The following is a 19,889-nucleotide window of genomic DNA, read 5'->3' on the forward strand; positions in this document are numbered from 1 at the left end:
TCTGGCAGTGGGCACGGACAACTTCGCCGACGTGCCCGGCCGTGTCCGGTCGCGAGACCGCTACCAGTACTGATGCCGCTTGCCGTCGGTGTCCGCGACGAAGATGACCGCGTCGGTGCCCGCCAGGTCCGCGGGCTGGAGCGGGATGTGGCCTTGCAGCATCGGTTCGCTCGCACCGAGCGAGCGGGGGAGCGCCGCACGCAGATCCGAGGTGCGGAACAGCGCGCGCCGCTCGGTCGCCGCCGCCAGCATGCCCGGGAGGGTGTCCGGTGCGCTGCCGGGGTTGGCGTCGGTGGCCACGAACAGGTAGCGCTCCCCGAGCGTGTGGGCGACGAGAGCGCCCGCGCCGCACCAGTTCACCTCATCGGTGCCGATGGGCATGTTCGAGCTGCCGCGCAGCAGGTGCACATTGTGTGCGAAGGCCAGGCTCGGTCCGCGCCGCCGCTCCCGGTCGAGGATCGCCAGGATGTTCTCGGCCATCATGTCGGCGCGCACGCTCAGCAGCACCGCGATCCGGTCGGGCCCCGGCTCGGCCATGGCCGCGTGATAGCGCAACAGGCCCTGCGCGGTGCGGGCGTGCGCCACGGCGAGGTCGTATCCGGCCGGGTCGGCCGCGTACAGCCCGGGTGCGGCGCGCCGCAACAGGCCGGCCAGGTCATCGGCGATGACGCGCAGTGCGCGAGCGCGTTCGGAGCCGCCGATGGATTCCGCCGCGTCGTACATCGCCGCCGGGTTCGTCCAGTCGGATTCCTCGCCGAGCAACGCGTCGAGCTCGTGCACCGAGCCGGGCCGCAACGCCGCCGGCAACAACTCGACGACCGCCGACAGCGCACGTCGCGGGCTCGGCGCACCGGCGTACTCGACCGGCGCTTCGAAACCGTAGAAGCGCACCCGCTCCGAAGGTTCGCGCCCGGCATTGTGCGCCCGCAACCATGCGACGAGTTCGCGATTGCCCGGCACCGCCCCGAACCGATGGCTGAACCCGGCCTCCAGGACCTGCTCGAGATCTCCCGGACCCCCGTTCACGTACTCGTCGACGACGGCCGCGGCGAAGAAATCGGACTCCAGCATGATCGACCGATATCCCCGCTCGACCAGGAGCGCCAGTATCTCGTTGCGCAGCAATGGAAATGCCACGACTCCGTGGGTCGGCTCGCCGAGTCCGAGCAGGGCGGGCGGTTCGGTGCGCGTGGCGAGCAATTCGTCGAGGACCCGGCTCAGGTTCGCCGAGTCGCCGATTTCGCGGCCGATTTCACGCAGTGATGCTGTCGTAGGCATGGGTAACCCCTTCTCACAGGAACTACCTTCGAGGCTATCGTTGAAGAATCGTGTGAAACTTCCACGCATTCGACCTGCGATCAGGACTTGAAACCCTCAAACGGAGGTGCAACCTGCGACCCGTCGACCTGGCTCGCGAACACGGATTGTCCGCCCAGGCGATCCGCAATTACGACGAAGCGGGCGTCCTGCCGCCGACCGAGCGCAGCGCATCCGGTTATCGCCGCTACACGCCCCTGCACGCCCAGGCATTGCGCGCGTTCCTGGCCCTGCGCGGCGGCCATGGACATCAGCGCGCCGTCGACATCATGCGCGCGGTCAATGGCGGCGACACCGAATTCGCTTACCGGCTGGTCGATTCCACGCACGTGGAGCTGCTCGCCGAACGCGATACCCGCACCGAGGTCGCCGCCGCCCTCGGCGCCCTGTCCACCACCGCCCCCACACCGATCCGCGGCCGGCCGCTGACCGTGGGCGAACTCGCCCGCCGGCTGGGCCTGCACCCGGCGACGCTGCGCACCTGGGAATCGGCGGGCATCCTGCATCCCGAACGCGACCGTGTCACCGGCTACCGGGTGTACGTCCCGGACTGTGTGCGCGATGCCGAGATCGCACAACAGCTTCGGCGCGGCGGCTACACGCTGACCCACGTCGCGCAATTCCTCGATCAGCTGCGCGAAGCGGGCGGAACCGACGCCTTGAGCGCTTTTCTCGCCGCCTGGCAAGCCCGCCTGACCACGCGCAGCCGCGCTCTGCTCGCCGGCGCGGCCCAGCTGGACGCCTACCTCGCCCGGCTCGATCACTCCGCCGCGGCCTCCCAGACGAACCCGTCGGGATCGACGAAAGACCCTGCGCCACCGCCGATCACGATGCGATGAGAACCACTGCCCTCGGGTGCGACCCCGGCATCCTTGGCCGCGGCGCGCCGCCCGTACAGCGCCAGCTTGACCGTCGAACCGGGGGTGGCGAACTCGACGTACTTGCTGCCGAAGCTCTTCGCGACCTCGAGCCCGCGATCGACATAGAACCGCTTGGTGGCCTTCACATCGTCGACGCCGAGCAGCAGCACGAACTCGTCGATCTCCCGGCTGACCGGTGCGGTGTCCTTCTTCTTGGAGGTGGCGATCTTCCAGATCGTGCCGTCCGGAGCCTGGATGACGCCGCTGTAACCCCAGAGGCTCTTCTTCGCGGGCTTGAGCGTGGTGAATCCGGCCTCGAGCGCGGTGCCGATCAGGCTGTCCACGGTGCCCGGCTGGGCGACCACCAGCGAGAGGACGAATCCCCGGAATCCGGCGGCCGGGGCCTGCGCGGCACGGAAGCTCAGTTTGTCGCCGAGCCCGAAGGCGGCGTCGTAGATCGCGGCCGCGGCGGCCGGGTCCTCGACCTCGAGCTGAACGTTGATCTCGGTGCGAATGTCGGTGTTGTTTCCCATGCCAACCACGCTAATTTCCAGGCACCTACCAGCGCTTCTCGATTCCTGATCGATCAATCGCGCGCGTCGTCGCCGGATTCCGGAGGCGATCGCGGGATACCGGCGTTGATTGCCGGCTATCCCAGGCCAATGATGCAGTGACAGTTGACGAAGCGCGATCAGAGGGGAGCGGTGCGACCATCGGCGCCGGTGAGAAATCGATCCAACCGGTCGGTGAAACCCGGTGCCGCAGCGACGAAATGGCCCGCGCCCGGCGCGACGACCCGTTGCGCCCCGAGTGCCGCGGCGAGCCCGTCGCAGATGGATTCCAGGGCCGGAGTATGCGCACCGGAGGCGACCAGCGCGGGCACCGCCGCGGCACGCAATGCGGCCAGCTCCGGCCGGGCTTCGCCGGGCAGGCGCCCACCCAGCGCCCGTCGCACCGAGGACGCCACCTGCGCCGGTAGCTCGCCGCCGCCGATCCCGGGGGCGCCGGAGAGTACGAGGAACTCGCGCAGCGCTTCCGGATCGGAATCCAGGCCCTCGGTGAGCACCATGTCGCCCACGAATTTCAGGCGCGCCACCGCCGGATCATCGGCGGCGAGGTAATACAGCGGCGGTTCGATCAGCGTCAGTGAGCGCACCGTCTCCGGGGCTCGGCCGGCGGCCAGCAGCGTGCCGAGCGTGCCGTAGGAGTGGGCGACCACGTGCGGGCGGCGGGCCCGGAAGATCGCGGCGAGATCCTCGGCATCGACCAGGAAATCCTGTCGTCCGTCCGCGGCCGGTGGGCTCGGGTCGAAGCCACGCCGGTACACCTGCACCAGTTTCCACCGGAAGGTGAGCGAATCCATTCCGGCCCAAGTGGTTTTCGGCCCGGCTCCGCCGTGCACCAGCACCACGTCCGGTCCCTGCCCGCGCTCGAATATCGCGAGAGTGTCCATGAGCTCCAGTGTCGGCCGCCGGACCCGGTCCGGGAACGGCGGCCGGCGATGACATTTGCCACTGGGAGCGCTGATATACGCTGCCGTATGGATGGCGGCAAGGAGAGGAGCGCTGCATGGGTGTGGCTCGCACTCCGCGCGAGACCTGGATCGAACAGGGGTTGCAGACCCTGTCCGCGGGTGGCGTGGATGCCGTGCGCGTCGAGGTATTGGCCAAGGCGCTCGGCGTCACCAAAGGTGGGTTCTACGGCTATTTCGCCGACCGCAACGCCCTGCTCGAGGCGATGCTCGAGACCTGGGAGCGGGAGAGCATCGCTGACGTACTCGCCCGTGTCGCAACGGAATCGGATCCGAAGGTCAAAGTCGTATTGGCCGGACGGCTGACCTTGTCGGGCGATCGCATGCTGGGCATCGACTTGGCGATCCGGGATTGGGCGCGCCGTGACGCCGCCGTCGCCGAGCGCCTGCGCCGGGTGGACGATCAGCGCATGGAGTTGCTGCGCGAAATGATCGGCACCTTCTGCACCGACCCCGACGAGATCGAAGCCCGCAGCCTGCTCGCCTTCTGCCTGGCCATCGGCAATCAGTTTCTCGCGGCGGGCCATCAGGGCCGGACCCGTGCGGAAGTCCGTGCCCGCGCCTCCGCCATCATCCTGAATCGTCCGCCCGGGCAGGATCCGTTTGCCCCGGACTGAAGCGCCCGAATTCCGTTGGCGCAGACCGGTTGTGGCGCGCTGCCGAGCCGAATGCGAAGAGCGGCCGGAGATCCGAGATCTCCGGCCGCTCCCGTACCGCGAATCTAGCGCGGCGCCATACGGATCGCGCCGTCGAGCCGGATGGTCTCACCGTTCAGCATCGGGTTCTCCACGATGTGGCGAACCAGCGCGCCGTACTCGGACGGATCGCCGAGGCGGGCCGGGTGCGGAACCTGCTTGCCCAGCGCCGCGATGGCCTCGTCGGGCAGGGTCGCGAACAGCGGGGTGTGGAACAGGCCCGGCGCGATGGTGCAGACGCGAATCTTGAACGATGCCAGGTCACGTGCCACCGGCAGGGTCAGGCCCACGATGCCGCCCTTGGAGGCGGAGTAGGCGGCCTGGCCGATCTGGCCGTCGAACGCCGCCACCGAGGCGGTGTTGACGATGACGCCGCGCTCGCCGTCGGCCTCCTCGGTCGCGGCGATGCGCTCGGCGGCCAGCCGGATCACGTTGAACGTGCCCACCAAGTTAACGTTGATGATCTTGGTGAACGAGTCCAGCGGGAACGCGCCGGTCTTGCCGACGGTCTTGATCGCATTGCCGATGCCCGCGCAGTTCACCGCGATCCGCAGCGTGCCCAGGGCCTGGGCGGCATCCAGCGCGGCGGTGACATCCGCTTCGCTGGTCACGTCGCCGGGCGAGAACACCACGCGCTCACCGAGTTCCTCGGCGATGGCCTTGCCGTCGGACGAGGGCAGGTCGATGATGACGACCTTCGCGCCGGCCGAGTGCAGTTCGCGCACCGTGGCCAGGCCGAGTCCCGAGGCGCCGCCGGTTACCACCGCGACGATGTCTGCTGTCTTCACAAAACCTCCAAATGCTTGGTCTTGTTAATGTAGATTCTTCGCAGATCGGACTAAAAGGCACCCCCCGGCGTGGCGTGCACAAGCCCGTGACCGGGCTGCTATCGCGCGCACGCGCGGATAACAAGGAGAGCCTTTCGGCGCGTCGAGTCGTTGGAATCCTGCTTATGCGAGAGAATTTCCAGTCGGGACCGTTCTGTCCACGGCGCACCCGGCGACGCGGCGGCGGATCCCGGCTCGAGCAGCAGACGATACGACCGTCCGACACAAACGACCGCCGAGAGGGTCCGCACCATGCAGCGCGATGTGCCTGGGGACACGGGTTCCGGAGGAATGTTGAAGTCGTACAAAAAAGTCTCGCGCTGGTATCCGGCCCTGGAGCCCGCGGGCGAGCAGGCCGCCCGCGTGGCGCTCGACACCGCTTCCGGCGGTACCGAATTCGGTGACGACACCGGTCCGGCCCGCTATCCGCACTACATCCACGACGACGAACCCGAGCTCGACATCCCGCCGGTGCCGGATTCGCTGTTGCGCCGCAACAACTTCAGCGGCGCCTGGTCGGACTGGATGACCGGCCGTGAAACCGACTCGTACGCACCGAGAGTGCGCTACCGCGGGGCCACGGTGGTGGAATTCCCCACCGACACCGGCGAATCCGCCGAACCGGGGTCCGATCGCGCCTCCGCGCTGCTCGACGCCGTCGACGACGATCCGGCCACCCCGCCCGGAACCGGCCGGGGCAAACGACTTCTCGTGCTCGCCTTCCTGATCTTCGCTGTGCTGTTGCTAGCTGTCGCCGGAGGAGTTGCTCTATATGTGCTCAATTCCCACGGTGGCGCCGCGCAATCCCTCGGCACATCCTTGGGGGATGCGCGTTTCGACTCGAGCCGCGCCGTAGCGGCGTACAACGAAATGACGGCCACGATGAAGATCGGCGACCATATTCCTGCCGCGCGCATACCGGCCGGATAAGAGGAGAGCTGAGACTGATGGATCAGGACTGGAGCCGCTGGCTCGACGAAGTGCCCGAAGCGGGTGAATCGTCGAGTCCCGCCGCGCGTTCCAAGGCTCCGGTGGTGCGGCTGCGCAAACGCCGCGGCGACTCCGAGGATGCCGGGCCGGCGCAACGGCCGATCTTGGTGGTGGGTGGGTGCGGCGGCGCCGGTACCACCACCACCGCCCTCGGGCTGGCGGGCGAGATCGCCGCCGCCGGTATCCAAACGGTAGCCGTGGACGGCACTTTCGCGGGCAGTGACCTCGCTTTACGCGGCGCTGACGAGCATTTGAGCCCGATCAGCCTGCAATCGTGGCTCTACGGGCGCGGTGACGACGAACCCGCGCCGCTCAAGGAATGCCTCTCGCAGGCCACCTCCGGAATCGGGCTGCTGTGGCGCGATCCGGCGCCACTGCGTCGCCGCGCAACCTACCTCACGGTCGCGCGCGCCATCGACGAATCCGGATACACGGCTGTATACGACGGCGGCAACCCGATCGCCAGCCGCCATCTGCGCCCGCTGCTCGAGGACTCCGATATCGCTCTGGTGCTGTCGATTCCGGCCCGCGCCGACGCCGCCAACCGCCTGCGCGTCACCCTGGAGTGGCTCGACGATCAGTTCGGCGGGCAGGGCGAGGGGCAGGGCGGCGGAATTGTCGGCGACACCACGATCGTCGTCTCACACCAGTTGCCGGGCAATGATTCTCGGGTCGCTGATCATTTGCGGGAGCATCTGGACGGCTGGGTGGCCGATATTCGCGAGATCCCCTACGACCCACACCTGGCGCGCGGAGAGCTGGTGCGGCACAGCAACCTCGCCGCCGAGACACGCCGCGCGTATCGCCGCCTGCTTGCTGGAGTGGCATCATGACCGCAGCCATGAAGGAACGCCGTAAATCGTCCGAGCACGCCATGGCGGCCGGAGTCGTGCCGCCGCCCGAAACCCGCCGCGCACCCATCTGGGACCGGCCCGTACCCGGCGGTGGCCGCGCACCCCTGGTGTGGCTGCTCGGCGTGCACGGCGGCGCGGGCGCAACGACTCTCGCGCACGTGCTCGCCCCCGCCGCCGACGCCTACCGGCGCTGGCCCGGCGTCTTCGAACGCGAATCACCCTTCGTCGTCCTGATCGCCCGCGAGACCATCGCCGGATTGACCCGCGCCCACGACCTGCTGCGCCAGCATCACGCCGGCCTCGCGGGTTCGTGCGAGGTGCTGGGCCTGGTGACGGTCGCGGCGCGCCCGGGCCGGATGCCCGCCGAGATCCGCCGTTATCGCGATGTGGTCGGGTCATTGGCGGGTCAGGTGTGGCAGGTGCCGTGGCACGAGGAATGGACGCTGGTCGAGGCCGATCAGCTGCCCGTCTGGTCGCCCGGCGACGCCGTGCCGCAGCAGCGCAAGCGGAAAACCGATGCGCTGGCCGAGGTCACCCCCGATATGCGCGAACTGGGCGCGGGCATCGTCGCCGCCGTCCAGGATGCGCTCGACGCGCCCGGGCTCGACGAGCCGGGCCGTCGGGAGTGATCATGTACGGGACTGGAATGCTTTGCGCGCGAACATGTTCCCGGGTTCCGGGACCGGAAGGACCTTTATCTCTAGGAGTTGTCGGGGCCGGTCGGCCGGTGACCGGCGAATTTGTTAATAGCAGTTCGCTTTTGGAGAAGGACAGACAATGAGCATGCTCCTCGCTGCCGCACACGATGTGTACGGCACCATCCTCGCGCAAGCGGGGGTGGGCAATCCGACCCCCGAAGCTCCACCCGCTTCGGAAAAACTACTCAAGCTGGTTCGTTACTTCACCTGGTTCGTGCTTTTGTCGGGCATCTTGGGCATCACCTACGCGGGCGGCCGCTTCGCGTGGGAGAAGTGGACAGGAGGCGGTTTGGAATCCCCGAAGATGGTGGCCGGAGCCATGATCGGCGGAATCGTGGCGACCAGTGCGGGAACCATCATGAATGCCGTGATCACCTAATGTCCGGCACGGTGGTGCTACTCGCCTACAAGCAGATGCCGGCCGACGTGCTGCGGCCCATCATGCAGTTGATCGACTGGCTGCTGTGGTGCGTACTGCTGCTCTGCATGGCCTGGATGATCGTTTCGGCAGGGCGGATGTGGTACACGTTCCGCAATGCCGAATGGGCCGAGAACGACGCCACGCACGGGGTGGTGATGAGCCTGCTGGGCGCGATCATGGCGTCGTCGGCCAGCGGCATCGCACTCGCCCTGCTGCCGACGTAAGGCGCGGTCGCTGCCCTTGACCCCGGAAGCCTTGTTTTCCGACATGCGAACCGAATTTCCCACTGACACAACACCCTTGGAGGCAGGACGATGAGCGAGAAGGAGTCGCCCGAGCGCGACCGCGTCTCGTTCGGCGTCATCGCCTCGGCGGCCGTGGTGGTGCTCATCATCATCGTGGGTGTCGTGATGTTCATCGGGCGTGACGACAGTAAACCCGCGGTGCAGGGCGACGGGTCGGTTTCGGTATCTTCCGATCCCGGCGCCACCGGATTCGCCCCCGCCGACGTGGATCTGTTCGGCCGTCGCGTCGACATTCCCAACAACACCGCCGGGCAGCCGCTGCCGCAGGACCCGTCCCGGCAGCACAAGCCCTCGGACAACGACTGGCTCACCGCCGCCCCCGCCGGGACGACGGAAGCGCACGGCTGGCAGCGGGTCTACGGAGCCTCGGTACCCTTCTCCACCTCCGACGGCCCCGCCCGGCTGGAAAACGGTCTGGCCGTGGGCTATTCGCACACCCCGCAGGGTGCGGTGCTGGCCGCCGCGCAGATCACCTACCGGCTCAACGCCCGTCCCGCCGACCGTGAACTCTACGTGCGGCAGGTGCGGGTCTCCGCGCAACAGGTCACCGCCTACGACCAGGCGCTGGCCGAATCACGGCTGCCGAAACAACAGCCCGAGCGGGTGACCAAATACCTGGTGGCGCCGGACGCCTTCCAGGTCGAGAACTACGCCGACGACATGGCCATCGTGCGGCTCGCCGCGCGCGGGCCGGTGGTGGAGAACCGCCAGCTGTGGGCGGCGGTCCGGCTGATCATGGTGTGGGACGCCGGTGACTGGCGGCTCAAGCCATCGACCTCCAAGTCCTCCCAGACCGACTACGTGGATTCGCTTGCGGGGTGGACGAAATGGTGACAACCGCAACCCGGCGCATCGCGAACCTGAATAACGTGGCATCGCGACCCATCGAGAGGTGGATTACATGCTGAGGCGCATACTCACGATCTTCGCGGTCGTGTTCACCGTCATGCTCGCGACTCCGACGGCGGCCTACGCGCAATACGGCTTCGACTCGGCCTGCAACGAATTACACGACTCGCTCGACGGTCTCGGCATCCCGGGCATCTCGCTCGGCGACGCCGCCTCGGCCGCGTGCAAGGCGGGCAATGTGGCCACCCATCCGGCCCAGGCCGCGGAGACCGTGCGTGACAAGGCCTGGGACTCCACCTTTGGCAAGGTGGTGGACTCGCTGATGAGTGGTCTGGGCGAGGCGCTGATCCTGGCGCTCACCTTCTGGATGAAGGTGCCCAACGAGCGCATCAGTGATACCGGAGCGCTATTCACCAAGATCAACGACTACACCTATCAGGCGCAGATATTGCTCTTGATGGTGTCGGTCATCATCTCCGGAGCCAGACTCGCCGAGGCCAGACGCGGAGCCGCGGTCAACGAGGCGGCCGAATCCTTCCGGATGTTCGCGCGCGTCGTCTTCAGCTCCTGGATGCTGGGCGCGGTCATCGTGGCGGCCACCCAGGCCTCGGACAAGTTCTCCGAATGGGTGATCAACGACGCCACCGACGGCAATGCCAAGGACCTGGCCGAGCTGATGGTGAAAACCTCCAGCCTGCAAGCGTTCTCGCCGGGCCTGGTGCTGATCATCGCCATCGTGGGTCTGCTCGGGGCGCTCGCGCAGATCGTGCTCGCCATCGTGCGGCAGGGGCTGCTGGTCGTCGCCGCGGGCGTACTGCCCTTGGCGGCAGCGGCATCGGGCACCAACACCGGAAAACAGTCCTACCCCAAGCTGATCAGCTGGATCATCGCGTTCATGCTGTGGAAGCCGGTGGCGGCCATCGTCTACATGATCGCCTTCACCACCGCCGGGCACGTGGACAGCCTCACCGAGGCCGGCACCCTGCCCGACGCCGATCAGGCGCAGCGGATGCTGGTGGCGCTGGTGCTGCTGTGCAGCGTCGCGTTCGTACTGCCCGCGCTGATGCGGCTGGCCACGCCGGCGGTCGCCATCGTGGGTAGCGGTGGATCCGGTTTGACCGCCACCACGGGCACTTTGGTGGGTATCGCCGCACTCGGCGCGGTCGGCACCCGCGCGGTCGCCCCGCGCGCCGCGGCCGGCACCGCCGGTTACGTCGGTGGCCCGAACGGGCGCCGCGGACCCGGCGGCGGCGGACCCGGCGGCCGGGGCGGTGGCGGCGGCGGTGGCCGTCCGGTGCCCCCGCCGCGACCGGGCGGTGGCGGCGCCGGTGCGACACCCGCCGGGAATCCCTCCGGCGGTGGCGGCGGCGCAGTACCGTCGGGCGCGGCGCGCGCGGCCAATCGGGTCGCACAGGTGCGGGCCGCGACCGCGAGCCTCAACCGCGCCGACGAACGCATGGGCGATGTCGCCGGAGACCGCTGGGCCAACCGTTCACCCGACCTCGGTAGGAGCACCATCCCGCGATGACCATGACCGACACCTACGAGCGGCGCTCGTACGGCCTGTGGCAGAAGCCCCGCAGCGCAGGACTTTTCGGCCTGCGCTGGGGTGAGACCGTGGTCGGGTTCGCGGTGGTGATCACCGCGCTGCTCACGGCGCTGGTGGCGGGGCCGAAACCGGCCCTGTTCGTCGCGGGCTTCGGTCTGGTCGTGATGGTTCCACTGGTGTGGCGGACCGGGGGCCGCTCCGGCTACGAGACGGGATTGATGATGTTCCATTGGTTGCGCGGGCGAAGCAAAGGCGAGCACGTCTATCGCGGCGGGCGGTTCTCCCGGATTCCGGGCGGGGTGACACGGCTGCCCGGGTTGATGGCGCCGTCGCGGCTGTACGAGGGCGTGGATGCCGGCGGATACCAGTTCGGCATGATCCATCTGCCCCAATTCGGCCAGTACACAGTGGTTTTGCGGGCTTGGCCGCAGGGGCACGAGGCGGTCGATCAGCCGGTCATCGATCGGTGGGTCGGGGCGTGGGGCAACTTCCTGGCCTCGCTCGGGCAGACCTCCGACATCGTGGCCGTGGTGCCGGTGATCGACACCGTGCCCGAGACCGGTAACCGGCTGCTGACCGAGGTCGCGACCATCACCCGGCCCGAAGCGCCGGATCTGGCGCAGCAGGTGATGTACGAGCTGGCGACCGAATTGCCGCAGGAGCGAGTGCAATTGCTGCCGCGGGTGGCGATCACGTTCAAGGCGACCACCGCCGAACGGCGCAAGAACCCCGCCGAGGAAGCGGTCGAGATCGGCCGCCGGCTGCCCGGTATCTGTGCCGCGCTCGCCGAGGCCGGGGTGCGCTGCCAGCCCATGTCGGCCGATGACATCATCTCCTTCATCCGCCGCAGCTACGACCCGGCGGCGCAGGCCGACCTGGAGGTGGCCACCGGTGAACCGGGCGGACACGGGCTGGATTGGGCTGACGCGGGCCCGATCTCGCACGAGGAGCGCTGGGACCACTTCATCCACGACGGCGGCCGCTCGGTCACCTGGGAGATGGACACCGCGCCCGAAGGCGCGGTCGACGAGCGCGTCCTGCAACGCCTGCTGGCCCCCAATCCCGAGGTGCCGCGCAAGCGCATCGCCATCGTCTACCGCCCGCACTCGGCCGGTGACGCCGCGCAGATCGTGGACGACGACTACAAGAACGCCCTGGTGGCACAGCAATCCGAGCGCGGCGTCGTCTCCGCCGCTGCGACCCTGCGCGTGGGCGCCACCCAGCAGGCCCGCGAGGAGCAGGCCCGCGGCCACGGCGTCACCCGCTTCGGCGCACTGGTGACCATCACCGAACCGCTGCGCGGCGACCTGCCCCGCATCGAAGCCATCACCCGGGACCTGTCCACCCAGGCCCGCCTGAAGATCCGCCGCTGCTACCGCTACCAGGGCGCCGCCTTCGCCGCCTCGCTCGGCTGCGGCGTGATCCTCCCCGAACACGCCACCATCCCGAAAGCCCTCGCAGGGTGATCCCCCATGCCACGTGACCTCGAACCCCCGGTCCGCGAACGCGATTCGGCCCCGCCGGCCCGCCGCAACGCCCGCCGCGACATCCCCCCGATCGAGCCCCTCGACGGGTACATCGCCGACCCCGAACCCGCCCGCCCGGCCCCGTCCCGCCTGGTCCGCGACGAGCACCGCCCGCGCAAAGGCACCCTGCCCGACCGCCGCATGCTCCGCCGCGACCCCCTCCCGGAACAGGCCACCCCGGACGAAGCGAAACCGGCGGAGACCGAGCCACGTGGCACCCGCACCGCCGAGCCCGCCCCGGGCCCGGCGGCGCGCGTGAACCCCACCGACACGAACCCGAACACGGCACCCCCGCAAGGCGATTCGCCACCGGCCGCACCCGACCGGAGCTCGCGCACGCCCGGCGGCGACCAAGATCGAACCGGTACCGGCGTCGTGCGCCGCTCCACACCGCGCACCGAGCCCGCACACCCCTACGAACGCACCCGCCGGTCGAACTCCGCGGCAGCTCGACCGGAGCCACCCGGCACGCCCGCGCAACAGTCCCCGGTGGACACCCCGAAAACTCCGCTGCCCCCGGGGATGCGGGGTGCGACCGCGGCCCGACCGGAGCCGACCCGCTCCGCACCCTCCCCGGCGCGTACTGCCGATCACGTTTTCCCGGCTCGGCGACCCCCCGTCGGCGACCCCGGAGACCCGGCACCCGACCCCCGGCTCGAACCCGTCGATAACGGCACTGCCGTCGCGCAACCCATGGCGGTCGCGGCCGAAGCCCTCGCGGCCCTCGTCGATTCCGCCACCCGCCACGAGCCGGCCGCCGTAGAAGCAGCCGGGCCGATCTCCTCGAAAGCCTCATCCACAGTGGGTGATTCGAGCCGGAGCCGCGGCACTGTGCCCGATTCGGCATCGCGGAGCGCGACCGAGCCCCAGAGCGACGAGCGCATTCCGGCGGACGGCGAGTCGCGCGACGCCGCGCCGGGCGAAACTGCTTCGGCCCGGCCGGTGCGGTCGAGCCACGGCGGTATGGGTTCTGCCGGTGCAGTGCAGGACAACTCGGCGAATGCAGGTCCAGATGACGAGGCGTCGCGGGCCGATGGAGACACCGCTGCTCACCGTATGTCGAGGACCACCGAGGTATCGGCGAAAACCAGTTCGGTAGCGGACGGGACGCCATCGGAACGGACCGACCGCTCGGTGGTGTCGGGTCGGAGCAACTCGGCTGCGGCTGACGAATCCGCTGTCCTGCACCGCCCGTCGCCCCGAACCGGCCGCGGTGGTGACGATTCACGGGCCAGTGACGACAGCGCCGATGCGCCTGATCGGCTGCACGATCGGTCGGCGGAGATCGGTCGCGGATTCGAACAAGTGGAGTCCGTTGAGAACGTCTCCGTGGAAGCAGACTCACCGTTGGGCGGTGACGCTGGAGCGGTCAGCGAGCAGCCCGGTGATCCGGTGGAAATCGGTACGGGCGCACTCGATTCGGTGGGCGCCGGTCAGAGCTCGGGAGATCCGCTGACGGCGGGTGTAGGTGTGTCGAGTGATGATGTGCGGGAACGGGGTTCGGAGGTGTCCGGCCGGGTGAGTTCGGCCGATGTGGGTGAATCGGAGCGCGGAGTCGCGCGCCGCGTGGCTCGGGAGCGGGCGCGTGGGTCGGAACTTGCCGAGGGGGAAAGCATGGACCTAGGACGTGGCGCCGGATCCGGTGGGAGCCGGGGCGAGACGGAAAGTGCTGGGGCGGAACGCGGGCGGGAGTCGGATGATCCGCGGGCGGGGCGGGCGCGCCGGGCGGAGACCTTGGTCGAGGAGGGGGGAACGCCGGGTGAGCCGGGGCGTGCACTGGCGCGTCGCGGGGACGTCGCGGAACGCGGGCGGCGGGGGGATGAAACGGCCGATCGGGCGCGGCGCGCGGATGCTACGGGCGGGCGTGGGGAGGCGTCGACGGGGCGGGCGCGGGCTCGCGATGAGGTCGGCGGACGTGGTTCGCGGGGTGAGGATCCGGCGGGGCGGGAACGTCGCGGTGAGGGGACCGGGGCCGAATCGCAGCGTGGGGAAGGCCGGGGACGGCGGACGGAGTATCCGTCGGAGGGGCGGACGCCGGGTGAGCGCGCGCGTGGACGCGGCGAGCGGCCCAGCGGCGCCGAGGGTGAGCACGGAGAAACGCAGCGCGGCAGGGGAACCGGGCGCGGTCGGCCGACGGATGCCGATCCGGTGCATCTGGGTGTGCGCGCCGGGACGCCGGGACGGACGCGGCGGCCGCGGACCGAGGACGAGCCGGGAGAGGGCTCGGCCCGTAATCGGGGCGGGCGAGGTGCGCGGACCGAGCGCGGTGGCGCGGACGAGCGGGCGCGCGGCGGGACGCGCAAGAGCAAGGGGGAGCAGGCCCGGATAGCCAAGGAGCGGGTCGCGCAGGAGCGGGCCGCGAAAAAGGCCGCCGCGGACAAGGCTGCCGCGCGGAAGAAGGCGGAGCGGAAGAAGCAGTCGGGGCCGAAGCTCCTCGATGATGCTTCGCGGGCGAAGCTGGAGGTCATCGCGCGCGAGGGGAGTGGGCTCAAGGCGGCTTGGGCGACCTTCCGGATTCACACCGACGATCTGCGGCGGCGGAACTTCGCGGCGCGGGTCGAGAAGATGGAGTACGGCAGCTTCGACGAATTCGACCGGACCACAGCGCAGCTCACCGACCGCGGGTACACCGGGGCCGGGGGCGGGCGGATGAACGTGGTCGGGCGGCCGGTGGAGTACCGGGCCACCACCGCGCAGGTGGCGGGATTGTGGCCGTGGTCGGTGGGCGCGGGTGCGCCGCTGATCGGTACGCCGCTGGGTTCGCATCTGCATACCGGCGCACCGGTGTGCTTCGACCCGATGAACTGGTTCATGCGCGGCAGCTTCATCACCGCGCCGAGCCTTTTCGTGCTGGGGCTCAACGGTTTCGGTAAGTCGTCGCTGGTGCGGCGAATCGTGCTGGGCGGGGTGGCGCAAGGGATCACGCCGCTGATCCTGGCCGACGTCAAACCCGACTACCGCAAGCTGGTGGAGGTCGTCGGCGGCCAGGTCATCGACTTGGGTTACGGGCACGGCAAATTGAACCCGCTCGCCGCCGGCGTGCTCGGCTCCATCGTGCCGCTGCTCGACGAGCACCCGGTCTTGCAGACCCAGGTCATGCAGGAACTGCGCGCCCGCCAGGTCACCCTGGTCGCGGGTCTGGTGGAACTGGTGCGCGGCGCGCGCGTGCGGGACTTCGAGGAGACCCTGGTCTCCACCGGCCTGCGCATCCTCTACCGCGCGGGCAGCCGGTTCTCCCCGGAGCATCCCCCGATCCTCGAGGACCTGCTCGAGGTCATCGTGGCCGGCGGCGACGAACTCCAACTCGACGCCGGCGCCGACAATCCGGACGAATACCAGAACGCCATCAAGGGCCTGCGCCGCTCGCTGCGCGCCCTCACCCAGGGCCCGTTCGGCGCGGTCTTCAACGGCCACACCACCACCCCCATCGACACCAACTCCACCGCGGTCTGCATCGACGTCTCGCATATCCCCAACGGAGACAAGAAACTCAAGGCCGCCGTCATGCTCGCCTGCTGGGCCGATGGTTTCGCCTCGGTGGAGGCCGCGCACGTGCTCGCCGACGCCGAACTCGGCCCGCAACGCTACTTCCAGGTGGTGATGGACGAGCTGTGGCAGGTCCTGGGCCTGGGCGACTTCATGATCGATCGCGTGGACGAGCTGACCCGCCTCCAGCGCGGTATCGGCACCGCGCTCATCATGATCAGCCACACCATCAAGGACCTGCAAGCGCTCGGCTCCGAAGCCGCCATCGCCAAGGCGCTCGGCTTCCTGGAACGCGCCCGCGCCAAGATCTTCGGAGCCCTGCCGGCCGAGGAGATCTCCCGCCTGGATTCCACGATTCCCTTCACCGCCGCCGAGGAGGAGATGGTGACCAGCTGGTCCGCGCCGCAGGCGCTCACCGGTGAAGCGCTCAAGCCCGGCCAGATCCGGCCGCCCGCCCCGGGTACCGGCAAATTCCTGCTCAAGATCGGTGAGGATCGCCGCCCGGGCATCCCGTTCCACATGGAGTTCACGCTCTCGGAGAAGGAGAGCGGAATCCATGACACCAACTCGCGTTTCAGCGAATTCGGCGGTACCGGAGAGCCGGAGTATGCCGGCGACGGCTCGGACGAGGGGAGTGGCGCATGATGCCGCATCGGTCCTACCGAAGAGTCTCGCCGGAGGTCCGGCAGGCCGCGGTCGAGCAGGTCATCGCGCTGACCGGAAAGCTGCGGTCGGAATCGGAGGCGTGCCGAGTGGTCGCCGACCAGATCGGCGTGCACACCAATTCGGTGCGCAACTGGGTCCGTGCCGCCGAGAGCCCCGGCCTGGAACGCATGGACGCGATCGCCTTGCGCCGCAAGGTGGCCCTGCTGCAACAGCAGCTCGCGGCCGCCGCCGAGATGAACCGCAGCCTGGTGGAGACCATCAACGAAGCCAGTCGCGGCACATGACCCCAGCCCAGCGAAACGGACACGCCGACGAGGGAAACCCGCTGGTATGGCCCGGGTGTCGGCGTGGACGGCTAGCCTGGAGGGGTGGTCCGGCGGCGCTCCGTGAGCATTCGGGACCGGCGAAACGGCGCGTACCGGGCGGATGGAATCCGGCGGTGCAACGCACGAACCTGGTGGTGATGCTGGTGGTGAGCGTCGCGGTACTGGTAACCGCGTGCGGTGGCAGTGGCAGCGATTCGCCGTCTTCGAAATCGGGTGGCGGGCAAGGGGTCCCGACCACCACCCGATTGCTGGAGAATGCCCCCGCCCCCGACCCCGGCAGCGCCGAGGGTGTGGCGGTCGCCGCCTTGCGCGAGATCTACACCTGGAATCCGGCCACCGAAACCCAGGGCTCGTCGCTGACGCGGGCGCGGAAATGGCTGGGTCCCACGCTGATCCGTACACTGGATACACCACCCACCGGCCTCGAAACGCCGAAGCCCACCCTGCAATGGTCCGAATGGGGCAAAGCGGGGGCACATGTCGAGGCGTTCGCGTTCGCGTCCGGTGAGAAAGCGCCGGCCGGTACGGACCCGAACCGCCAGCAGTACAAGATCGGTATCGAGCAGACGGTCGTATACCCCGACGGACGACGCGAAACCCTGCCGCCGGCCACGGTCGTCGCCACCGTCGTGCGCTCCACCGCCGGCGGCTGGCTGTTGGACGAATACCGTTGAGCGGCAACGACACACAGGTCATCCCAGGAGGCTAGCGATGGCGAAGAAGAAGGTGGTGGACCCGGCCGATCCCGGTCCCGACACCCAACTCCACATGATCTACGCGGGGTTCGCGATCTTCGGAACCCTGTGGTTCGCCCTGCAAGTGGGCAACCTGTTGTCGAGTCCGCGCCAGAAGTTCCCGATCAACCCGATCGCCATCGGCGTGGATCTGGCCAAGGGCAAACTGCATTGGCCGATGGCCTCGACCGTCATCGTGGTGCTGGTCGTGCTCGGGTTCGTCATCTGGCAGGTGGTGCGCAGGCGGCGGGCCGCGGCGAAGGCCAAGGGGCGACTACCGGTCGACGACAAGGCCGATTACATGGGCAGCGGCGGCGCCATCAAGGCGCTCACCGAGGAGGGGGTGCGCCAGAAGGCGAAAGACCTCGGAATGCGCTTGGGGCACAACGATATGCCCGGCGTGCCGATCGGTCTCTCGGTCGCCGACGGCCATATGCTCTACGGCTCCTACGAGGATCTCCAGATCGATATCTGGGGCCCCCGCCAGGGCAAGACCACCTCGCGGGTGATCCCGGCCGTGCTCTCGGCCATCGGCCCGGTGATCGTCACCTCCAACAAGCGTGACGTCGTCGACGCCACCCGGGACGTGCGGGCCAAGAAGGGCAGCCCCATCTACGTTTTCGACCCGCAGGGCGTGGCGGTCGACTCGCACGACCTGATCCACCAGGACGAGCCGACCTGGTACTGGGATCCGATGGCGTGGATCGACCCGCGCCGCCCCGGTTACGAGCTGCGCGCCATGAAGCTGGCCGGTCACTTCGCCGACGCCGACGACAATCCGAACGCGGCCGGCAGCAGCGACAGCTACTTCGATCCGGAGGCCGAGGACCTGCTCGCGGGCCTGTTCCTGGCGGCCGCGGTGGCGGACCGGCCCATCACCCAGGTGTGGGACTGGGTCAACAACTGGCAGGACCAGGAACCGGTCGGGCTGCTGCGGCAAGCCGGAATGCATTACATGGCACCGGGTCTGGCCCAGCAGTACAACCTCGACGAGCGCACCCGCAGTGGCATCTTCGGCACCGCCAAATCCATGCTCCGCTGTTTGAAGATGTCGAACATCCACCCGTGGATCACCCCGGGCAACAATCGCAAACCCCTCGACGAACTGGACTTCATCGAACGCAACGGCACCCTGTACAGCCTCTCGCTGGAGGGCCGCGGCTCGGCGGCGCCGCTGGTGGGCGCGCTCACCGAGGCCGTGATCGAGGTGGCCATGCGCAAGGCGTCCCGCTCGCCCGGTGGCCGCCTGGGCATTCCGCTGCTCGCGGTGCTGGACGAGGCCGCGAACGTGGTGCGCTGGAAGGATCTGCCCAAGCAGTACAGCCACTTCGGCTCGCGCGGCATCGTGGTGATGACGGTGTTGCAGTCCTGGGCGCAGGGCGCGCGCTGCTGGGGCGTCGACGGTATGGACGCGCTGTGGGGTGCGGCGAATATCAAGGTGCTGGGTCCCGGCGTGGACGAGGCCAAGTTCCTACAGGAGCGCGCCGAGGCCATCGGCGAGTACGAGAGCATCTCCTCCTCGGTCTCGGAATCCAAAGGCGGCAAGAGCTATTCGCGCTCGCTGGGTTCGTCCAAGACCTTCAACCTGCACGGTTTGGCGACGCTGCCGCGCGGCCGGGCCATCGTCTTCTCCTCGGGCGCGCCGGCGGCGCTGGTGCGCACGGTGCCGTGGTGGGAGGGCGAGTACGCCGAGGAAGTGAAGCAGTCGATCATCAACCATGATCCGTCGCCGCGCACGTCGACGATCAATGACCTGGTCGCCGAGCGGGTGGCCTTGAGCAAGGTCGAGCCCGCGCAGGTTGCCGCGACAATCGAGGAGGTTCGTCCGCTGTGAGCGAGCAGCAGCAACAACCCATGGTCTACGCGAGCGTGGTCGAGTTCGTGGAGAACTACCTGAGCTTGGTGTACCGGCGGCAGGTGACCGACATCAGCGATACCGTGTGGTGCCCCGAGTGGTGGAAGCATGCCGAGGCGGTTGCGCGGCTCGATGCCATGTGGCGGGCGTGGGAGCACTACCGCCTGGATGGCAAAACCGGCCTGTCCGTTTGGTTTTTGGATCACGCCGACGCGCACATGGCGAAGCTCTTCGATCCGAAGGGGCCGTTCAAATATTGCAGCGTGCGCAACGGGCACAAGGACATGCTGACCCCGTTGCCACTGAAATCGCCGCAGCAGGGGCTGTTCAGTGATCCCACGGTGGGGGACTTCCGCATCTAGCGGCGGCTGACATGAATATTGCCCGCGAGCCGGTGCTC

19 protein-coding genes are annotated in these 19,889 nt (G+C 68.9%); 15 read left to right on the forward strand and 4 right to left on the reverse strand.

The window, feature by feature from the left end; all coding sequences use genetic code 11:
• Window positions 1-60: 60 nt before the first annotated feature.
• On the reverse strand, window positions 61-1,278 hold the full coding sequence (locus NI1_RS03555) for an erythromycin esterase family protein (protein ID WP_067813950.1): 1,218 nt from the start codon (window positions 1,276-1,278) through the stop codon (window positions 61-63).
• Window positions 1,279-1,391: 113 nt separating this feature from the next.
• On the opposite strand from NI1_RS03555, the gene NI1_RS03560 reads away from it, so the two are divergent.
• Complete coding sequence (locus tag NI1_RS03560) at window positions 1,392-2,156, forward strand: MerR family transcriptional regulator (protein ID WP_067813952.1); 765 nt, start codon at window positions 1,392-1,394, stop codon at window positions 2,154-2,156.
• Here NI1_RS03560 and NI1_RS03565 read toward each other — a convergent pair.
• Both NI1_RS03565 and NI1_RS03570 read right to left on the reverse strand, forming a co-directional pair.
• Complete coding sequence (locus NI1_RS03565) at window positions 2,078-2,710, reverse strand: VOC family protein (RefSeq protein WP_174564446.1); 633 nt, start codon at window positions 2,708-2,710, stop codon at window positions 2,078-2,080. The two genes, NI1_RS03560 and NI1_RS03565, sit on opposite strands and share 79 nt — an antisense overlap.
• Window positions 2,711-2,868: 158 nt before the next feature.
• Window positions 2,869-3,630 carry an alpha/beta fold hydrolase gene (locus NI1_RS03570; protein WP_067813954.1) on the reverse strand — a complete coding sequence of 254 codons (762 nt, stop codon included), beginning with the start codon at window positions 3,628-3,630 and terminating at the stop codon, window positions 2,869-2,871.
• 116 nt (window positions 3,631-3,746) lie between these two features.
• Between NI1_RS03570 and NI1_RS03575 the strand changes: the two genes are divergently transcribed.
• Entirely contained in the window at window positions 3,747-4,325 is a 579-nt protein-coding gene (locus NI1_RS03575) for a TetR/AcrR family transcriptional regulator (protein ID WP_067813956.1), read from the forward strand.
• Between the two features lie 104 nt (window positions 4,326-4,429).
• Here NI1_RS03575 and NI1_RS03580 read toward each other — a convergent pair whose 3' ends face one another.
• A complete protein-coding gene (locus tag NI1_RS03580; protein WP_067813958.1) occupies window positions 4,430-5,191 on the reverse strand; it encodes a 3-hydroxyacyl-CoA dehydrogenase in 762 nt (253 codons plus the stop codon).
• 333 nt (window positions 5,192-5,524) lie between these two features.
• On the opposite strand from NI1_RS03580, the gene NI1_RS03585 reads away from it, so the two are divergent.
• The 13 genes from NI1_RS03585 (at window position 5,525) to NI1_RS03645 (ending at window position 19,851) form a co-directional block, all read left to right on the forward strand.
• Entirely contained in the window at window positions 5,525-6,160 is a 636-nt protein-coding gene (locus NI1_RS03585; RefSeq protein WP_169815532.1) for a hypothetical protein, read from the forward strand.
• 17 nt (window positions 6,161-6,177) lie between these two features.
• Window positions 6,178-7,053 (forward strand): MinD/ParA family ATP-binding protein, encoded by an 876-nt coding sequence (locus tag NI1_RS03590; protein ID WP_067813962.1) that lies wholly within the window; start codon window positions 6,178-6,180, stop codon window positions 7,051-7,053.
• Entirely contained in the window at window positions 7,050-7,703 is a 654-nt protein-coding gene (locus NI1_RS03595; protein ID WP_067813965.1) for a hypothetical protein, read from the forward strand. Before NI1_RS03590 ends, NI1_RS03595 begins: the two co-directional genes overlap by 4 nt.
• 148 nt (window positions 7,704-7,851) lie before the next feature.
• A complete protein-coding gene (locus NI1_RS03600; protein WP_067813967.1) occupies window positions 7,852-8,151 on the forward strand; it encodes a hypothetical protein in 300 nt (99 codons plus the stop codon).
• Window positions 8,152-8,162: 11 nt separating this feature from the next.
• On the forward strand, window positions 8,163-8,417 hold the full coding sequence (locus tag NI1_RS03605; protein ID WP_245663044.1) for a hypothetical protein: 255 nt from the start codon (window positions 8,163-8,165) through the stop codon (window positions 8,415-8,417).
• A 90-nt stretch (window positions 8,418-8,507) separates the two neighbouring features.
• Window positions 8,508-9,332 carry a DUF8175 domain-containg protein gene (locus NI1_RS03610; RefSeq protein WP_067813971.1) on the forward strand — a complete coding sequence of 275 codons (825 nt, stop codon included), beginning with the start codon at window positions 8,508-8,510 and terminating at the stop codon, window positions 9,330-9,332.
• Between the two features lie 67 nt (window positions 9,333-9,399).
• On the forward strand, window positions 9,400-10,875 hold the full coding sequence (locus tag NI1_RS03615; protein WP_067815240.1) for a hypothetical protein: 1,476 nt from the start codon (window positions 9,400-9,402) through the stop codon (window positions 10,873-10,875).
• On the forward strand, window positions 10,872-12,362 hold the full coding sequence (locus tag NI1_RS03620) for an SCO6880 family protein (RefSeq protein WP_067813973.1): 1,491 nt from the start codon (window positions 10,872-10,874) through the stop codon (window positions 12,360-12,362). Before NI1_RS03615 ends, NI1_RS03620 begins: the two co-directional genes overlap by 4 nt.
• Before the next feature lie 2,625 nt (window positions 12,363-14,987).
• Window positions 14,988-16,553 carry a putative type IV secretion/conjugal transfer ATPase gene (locus tag NI1_RS03625; RefSeq protein ID WP_084522683.1) on the forward strand — a complete coding sequence of 522 codons (1,566 nt, stop codon included), beginning with the start codon at window positions 14,988-14,990 and terminating at the stop codon, window positions 16,551-16,553.
• Window positions 16,550-16,858, forward strand: coding sequence for a transposase (locus NI1_RS03630; RefSeq protein WP_067723525.1), 309 nt, complete (start codon window positions 16,550-16,552; stop codon window positions 16,856-16,858). Before NI1_RS03625 ends, NI1_RS03630 begins: the two co-directional genes overlap by 4 nt.
• A gap of 155 nt (window positions 16,859-17,013) precedes the next feature.
• Window positions 17,014-17,574, forward strand: a complete 561-nt coding sequence (locus NI1_RS03635; RefSeq protein WP_245663046.1) for a hypothetical protein — start codon at window positions 17,014-17,016, stop codon at window positions 17,572-17,574.
• A 37-nt stretch (window positions 17,575-17,611) separates the two neighbouring features.
• Complete coding sequence (locus tag NI1_RS03640) at window positions 17,612-19,468, forward strand: type IV secretory system conjugative DNA transfer family protein (protein ID WP_067813974.1); 1,857 nt, start codon at window positions 17,612-17,614, stop codon at window positions 19,466-19,468.
• Window positions 19,465-19,851, forward strand: coding sequence for a DUF4913 domain-containing protein (locus NI1_RS03645; protein ID WP_067813981.1), 387 nt, complete (start codon window positions 19,465-19,467; stop codon window positions 19,849-19,851). The genes NI1_RS03640 and NI1_RS03645 overlap by 4 nt, the downstream gene beginning before the upstream one ends.
• The last annotated feature ends 38 nt before the right edge of the window (window positions 19,852-19,889 follow it).

Origin of the sequence: Nocardia inohanensis NBRC 100128, assembly GCF_001612945.1 — a bacterium.
Taxonomy (GTDB): domain Bacteria; phylum Actinomycetota; class Actinomycetes; order Mycobacteriales; family Mycobacteriaceae; genus Nocardia; species Nocardia inohanensis.

What these genes read in the sequence shown, in the direction of transcription:
- NI1_RS03600 (WP_067813967.1), top strand. Translation starts at nt 7,852, where the DNA reads ATGAGCATGCTCCTCGCTGCCGCACACGATGTGTACGGCACCATCCTC.
- NI1_RS03590 (WP_067813962.1), top strand. Translation starts at nt 6,178, where the DNA reads ATGGATCAGGACTGGAGCCGCTGGCTCGACGAAGTGCCCGAAGCGGGT.
- NI1_RS03555 (WP_067813950.1), bottom strand. Translation starts at nt 1,278, where the DNA reads ATGCCTACGACAGCATCACTGCGTGAAATCGGCCGCGAAATCGGCGAC.
- NI1_RS03620 (WP_067813973.1), top strand. Translation starts at nt 10,872, where the DNA reads ATGACCATGACCGACACCTACGAGCGGCGCTCGTACGGCCTGTGGCAG.
- NI1_RS03625 (WP_084522683.1), top strand. Translation starts at nt 14,988, where the DNA reads ATGGAGTACGGCAGCTTCGACGAATTCGACCGGACCACAGCGCAGCTC.
- NI1_RS03630 (WP_067723525.1), top strand. Translation starts at nt 16,550, where the DNA reads ATGATGCCGCATCGGTCCTACCGAAGAGTCTCGCCGGAGGTCCGGCAG.
- NI1_RS03565 (WP_174564446.1), bottom strand. Translation starts at nt 2,710, where the DNA reads ATGGGAAACAACACCGACATTCGCACCGAGATCAACGTTCAGCTCGAG.
- NI1_RS03610 (WP_067813971.1), top strand. Translation starts at nt 8,508, where the DNA reads ATGAGCGAGAAGGAGTCGCCCGAGCGCGACCGCGTCTCGTTCGGCGTC.
- NI1_RS03570 (WP_067813954.1), bottom strand. Translation starts at nt 3,630, where the DNA reads ATGGACACTCTCGCGATATTCGAGCGCGGGCAGGGACCGGACGTGGTG.
- NI1_RS03640 (WP_067813974.1), top strand. Translation starts at nt 17,612, where the DNA reads ATGGCGAAGAAGAAGGTGGTGGACCCGGCCGATCCCGGTCCCGACACC.
- NI1_RS03615 (WP_067815240.1), top strand. Translation starts at nt 9,400, where the DNA reads ATGCTGAGGCGCATACTCACGATCTTCGCGGTCGTGTTCACCGTCATG.
- NI1_RS03575 (WP_067813956.1), top strand. Translation starts at nt 3,747, where the DNA reads ATGGGTGTGGCTCGCACTCCGCGCGAGACCTGGATCGAACAGGGGTTG.
- NI1_RS03595 (WP_067813965.1), top strand. Translation starts at nt 7,050, where the DNA reads ATGACCGCAGCCATGAAGGAACGCCGTAAATCGTCCGAGCACGCCATG.